General features: G+C 68.7%; 7 protein-coding genes. All 7 read left to right on the forward strand.

Features of this window, described 5'->3' with window-relative positions; translation table 11 throughout:
- The coding region (locus ABH925_RS37445) for a hypothetical protein (RefSeq protein WP_370156075.1) at positions 1 to 182 on the forward strand (182 nt) is incomplete at its 5' end.
- Between the two features lie 1,186 nt (positions 183 to 1,368).
- Positions 1,369 to 1,629, forward strand: coding sequence for a hypothetical protein (locus ABH925_RS37450; protein ID WP_370156076.1), 261 nt, complete (start codon positions 1,369 to 1,371; stop codon positions 1,627 to 1,629).
- Between the two features lie 76 nt (positions 1,630 to 1,705).
- Entirely contained in the window at positions 1,706 to 2,029 is a 324-nt protein-coding gene (locus ABH925_RS37455) for a hypothetical protein (RefSeq protein WP_370156078.1), read from the forward strand.
- An 83-nt stretch (positions 2,030 to 2,112) separates the two neighbouring features.
- Positions 2,113 to 2,463 carry a hypothetical protein gene (locus ABH925_RS37460; RefSeq protein WP_370156079.1) on the forward strand — a complete coding sequence of 117 codons (351 nt, stop codon included), beginning with the start codon at positions 2,113 to 2,115 and terminating at the stop codon, positions 2,461 to 2,463.
- A 672-nt stretch (positions 2,464 to 3,135) separates the two neighbouring features.
- Positions 3,136 to 3,654: a DUF6573 family protein gene (locus ABH925_RS37465; protein WP_370156081.1), complete on the forward strand. Its 519-nt coding sequence runs from the start codon at positions 3,136 to 3,138 to the stop codon at positions 3,652 to 3,654.
- A gap of 98 nt (positions 3,655 to 3,752) precedes the next feature.
- Complete coding sequence (locus ABH925_RS37470; RefSeq protein WP_370156083.1) at positions 3,753 to 4,322, forward strand: hypothetical protein; 570 nt, start codon at positions 3,753 to 3,755, stop codon at positions 4,320 to 4,322.
- A gap of 91 nt (positions 4,323 to 4,413) precedes the next feature.
- Positions 4,414 to 4,857, forward strand: a complete 444-nt coding sequence (locus ABH925_RS37475) for a hypothetical protein (protein WP_370156084.1) — start codon at positions 4,414 to 4,416, stop codon at positions 4,855 to 4,857.
- Positions 4,858 to 4,886 lie beyond the last annotated feature (29 nt).

The following is a 4,886-nucleotide window of genomic DNA, read 5'->3' on the forward strand; positions in this document are numbered from 1 at the left end:
CCCGCGGAGCGGGTACCCCAGCGCTGACGCGCTGGGAAGTGAACGCCTCCCGCTTCGCTCCGGCACATTTCCGCGCAAGCGCGGAAATGCGAATTCCGCAAGCGGAATTCCAGACAGGCGGGAAGGCGCGCAAGCGCGCCTTTCCGGATTCCCGCAAGCGGGAATCCCAACTGCGCGACTAGGGGACGAGTGCATCATTGTGGGGACTGTGTAGCGTCAGGGATTCCGGGCCACCCTCAGAGTTGGACGACTAGTCAGCCGACACACCGTCAAGATCGACCCCGGGGGCCTGGGCCTGGCTCCGCTAACGCTCCGCCCTATCACGAGCACCAGCAAACCGGCTTGACCATCCCGCCAGGGAACAGTGTCAACTCACCCGGCAAGCAGTTCCAGCGAACTCGTATCCGAAAGATTGAATCAGGCCCAGGGGTGATACATGCCAATGATGCACTGTGTAGCATCAGGAATTTTTCAGGATATGCCTCCCTGGCGCTTTGCGGGTTCGTTCCAGCAACCAGTGAAGCTGCGCAATACCCAACCAACCTGCGCAGCTGGCAACGCCAGCCGGATAGTCACAGGCCAGCCAACTGAACTCCCCTACTCGTGCGCAGAATAACTGGACAGCACCAACCCCAGCCAGACCCAATCTAATTGCGAAAGCTGACGCGCCCACTGAAACACCCAACAGCCGCACCGGCGTCACCAACTGACGCGAAACCGCATCAACATGACACTCCGCCAGCACCATGCGGGACGGCGTCCCCAGCAGGGCAGGCGCCACCGCAGACCTGCTGGGGTCGACGATTCCAGCCTGACACGAGATCACCCGCACAGGACCCGCAAGCCGCGCAGCGCCCCGCCGAACCGCACGGCATCGCCGGGCGCCACCCCACCCACACCAGCCCAGCGCAGCGCTGTCGCAAGCTCCGACGTGCGCCCAGACCCGCCACTCCTCACCAAACAAGTACAGGGGGAGGGCTCACAGAGGGGGTTGTCAGCGTTGGCGACAGCCGGAAAGGCCGTCTGAGCTGCGCCTTTGATGGGGTGTCGCCTTGAGTCACCGCCCGCAGTCCGTACCCCTGTCCGTATCGCTATCCGTACCCCTATCCGTACCTCTAAGCGTCCCGGTCACCCGTGGTCGAGGCGCGGCACGGCGTCGCCATGGGGTCGCGCTGACAGCTGTGCCGCAGCGAAGAGGTGCGGGGTGCTGGGCGGGCAACCGCAGCACTGATCCGATCGGGTGAAGTGCTGGTCAAGGTGCTGGATTTGCACACGCGAGACCGTCAAACAATGTATTGTTGGTCATGTCGGAAGGGGTTGGCCCCCCGCCCGGTGAACTCGAACCGCACGAACCGAAGGGCAGCACTGATGATCTCGACCGATCTCAAGATTGAGGCTCTGGACGTGGAGGCCGAATTCCAGGCCCTGCGTGCCAGCCTTGCCGACGCGAAGGCGAAGCGTGACCGCGTGCTGTACGCGGCCTGGCGCGAGGTGAAGGACTCCCGCGTGGTCGCGTCCGATCTGCCGCGCACCATCACCGCTGCGACGGTGCGCGGCGCGGTGCTGCGGCTGGCCCCGCCGTCCGACTTCGTACAGCTCTCCCTCCTGGAGCTCGCCGGGGCGAGCTGACGCCCCTCGCCGGATGGGGTCGCATGGCCCCATCCGGCACCCAACCACCCACCCGCACACCTGCTCTGGAGCCCCCGTGATCGCCACCATGCCCCGAATCCGCGCCAAGTCCGCCCATCGCCGCGCCGTACGCGCAGCGGAGCGCAGCCGCTGGACCGTCCTGCTGGACTTCACCGACGGGAACGGGGGCCTCGGCCCCGTGATCCGCCGGGAGACCGCCGCGAGCGCCCTGGAGGCTCTGACGCAGGCGTACGGCCATGCCGGCCGCGAGTTCCAGGCGTACATCCCGGAGCTGCGGGGGCTGGAGGGTGAGGCGCTGTTTGACGAGGCGTTCGAGCGGCTCTGTCACATCGCCACTTTCCCCGGATGGCTGGAGCCTGCTCCGCTCACCATCGACTGACGATTTCCGCCCCGCCGGGCGGCGGTTGGCCCCGCCGCCCGGCAACCCCTCGAACCGCACGCACCGTACGAAAGGCCCCGCCCATGTCGCACAACACGAACGCCCGTGAGCAGTACCTGAAGTGGTTCGCCCCGACGGTGGCCATGGTGGCTGCCGCGCTGGAGTCGTCGGTCCCCCGTGGCCGTGCCCGGCTGATGGCCGCGCCCCCGTCGCCCGAGTCCGTCGAGTCGCTGCGTCCGCTGGTCGCGCTGCGCGCCGAGGCCGCCCGGCGCCCCGGCATCTGCACCGAACTGGAGGCTTACCGCCGACGCTGCGCAGTGGAGGCGGTCGACCACCTGATGAAGGCCGTTGATCGGGCGCAGCGGGGGCGGGCGGATCAGGGGCAGGGGTTGTTGGAGCTGGCGCGTCGGGAGGCGTGGCGGGCGGCTGACTGACGGTGCGTCATGGCAGGGGTGTCGCCCGCCCGTGGGTCAATGGCGTTGACTTTGATGTCGGCTACGGAAAGTGACGGGGGTCTGGTCGGGACTCAGGTTCGCCGGTGCGTGTCTACGATCCCTGGCGTGAGAGACAACGGTCAGGTTCGGGTATCGGTGTTACAGACAGGGATTTGGGGACTGTCGGCCGTGGAGGTGGTTCGGGGCCAGCCGTGGGTGGCGTTGGCAGCCGCTCTGCCGCCAATGCTGCTGTACGGCCTCGTGGTTTGCGTGGCGGTGCTGGGGCGCGACGTTGACCGGCGCGTGGCGGCCCTCAAGGTGCTGAGATCGTGGCGACGCCTGGAAGCATCTCAGGCGATGCGAGAAGGGCGGGACGGATCGACGAGCCACCGCCCTCAGTTCGTTCTGAAGATGCACAGCCGTTGTGATCTCGCGTGTCACTACTGCTACGTCACACGGCGCAGGGTCACTGGTTGTCACGACAAACAGTACCGCCGCTAAGTCCGACTGAAGGCAACGCCATTGGCCCGTGGGTGGGCGACACCCCTGGTCCGATCGGGTGATGGGTGCGAAAACACTCAGCGTTGCATGTCAATGCTTGTATTGTTGGTCATGTCGGAAGGGATTGGCCCCCCGCCCGGCGAACTCGAACCGCACGACGCAGGAGGAACCATGAACGACCGCACTACTCCCCAGCAGCCGGCCGCCACCCGCGAGGCGTGGGAGACCGGCCCGGACGCCGCCGTCTGGGGCGCGGAAGAGCAGCCGGAGGAGAACACGGTCTGCCTCGGGGACCTGTTCGGCTCCGTGATCGACGTGTACAGCCGGGCGCAGGCGCTGGCGGACGGTGTGCTGGTCGAGGCGACGCCGTCGCTGTGCCGCGAGGCGGGTCTGACCGTGCCGGTCGCACTGACCGCCGCCGCGTGGGCGGACTGTGTGGCCTGGACCGAGGAGGACGACGAGCGGCAGGGCACGGTCCAGGACCAGACCGGCCGACTGTGGGACGTGCTGTTCATGACCCGCTACGCCATCTCCCCTGCTCGGGGCGGCATCCGGACCACGGTGGAGCTGCACCGTGTGCCGCGTGATGGCCGGTCGCACACTGCCCGCCCGGTCGAGTTGGTCGCGCAGATCGGCCCCGGCGACGAGCGCGAACCCGTTCTGACGATCATGCAGCCGCACGAGAGCTGAGACACCCCGCCGGGCGGCGGTTGGCCCCGCCGCCCGGCCCTCGAACCGCACCCGCGCAGAGCTCCCGCCGCTCTGCCTCCACCCCCAGGAGCCCGCCGATGTCTGCTGTCGTCCACACCGAGCCGCCGACCGAGACCCACGCCCTCTACAACTTCCCTGACTGCACCTGTGCGCGCGGTGCGTGCGGCGGAGCCATCGCGGAGCAGGCCGACGAGGCGTGCTCCTGGCACGGGTCGGCCCGTTCCCCGATCGCGGGCGAGTGGCACCGCGTGGAGTACTGCCCCGCCCTCCAGCCGGCCCCGGTCCCGCTGGTGCGCCACGTCGGGCGCTCCTGGAGCGGCACCTACCTGGAGGACCCGTGTCCGTGCCCCAAGGCCGCATGCGGGCTGGTCATCCAGGAGGAAGCCGACCCCGCGTGCGACCAGCACCCCGTCAACGCACGCAAGACGATGCGCCAGCGCCACGCAGCCGGTGACTGCCCCGGCCACGCGCGCCCCACGCCGCTCCCGGAGCTGTCGCCGCGTGAGCAGGCCGAGCGGCGCAAGCGGCGGCTGGAGCGTCTGTGGGCGGACGAGGAGCGCCAGGCCAAAGCGCTGGACCGCACTCGCGAGCTGATCCGCGCCGAAGCGGACCGGCTCGTCGAGCTGACCGACCGCCTCACCCGCTGAACTGACTGATCGCCGGGCGGCGGTGGCCCCGCCGCCCGGCCCCTCGAACCGCATCCATCCGCGATCGGGAAGGCACGCCGTGATCCCCGAGATGCCCGGAACGCTCATCACCGCCGAGAACTACGACTCCACCACTTTCTATGCGCTCTACCGCCGTCAGCGCTGGGACGGCGTCCAGTGGCGCTCCCTCAATTCGTTGTGCAACGGCAACGGCATGTTGGCCCTGGCCCGCACGGCGCAGCGGTACTGGCACGAGCGCCTGTCGATCACTGAGGACGGCACCGCGTACTACACGTCCGGGGGCGCGGTCGTGCGCGTTCAGGACCGGTACCTGCCCGAGGCGGCCCACGGGATCGCGGTCCACCGCCGCGAGCTGATCACCGCCCCGGCCTGGTTGGCCGACGGGCATGCGGAGCCGATCTCGCTCGCCCAGATGCGGGACCGGGCCGCCACGGACTTCCAGGACACCGGGGGCTTCACCCCGGATGGTGGACACGGGTTTGTGTGGTTATGCGGCGAGTGTCAGGGTAGCTGATTGGCGCTGCTCGTAGGCGACGGGGCTGA

The organism is Streptacidiphilus sp. EB129 (assembly GCF_041262645.1).
Classification (GTDB): Bacteria; Actinomycetota; Actinomycetes; order Streptomycetales; family Streptomycetaceae; genus Streptacidiphilus.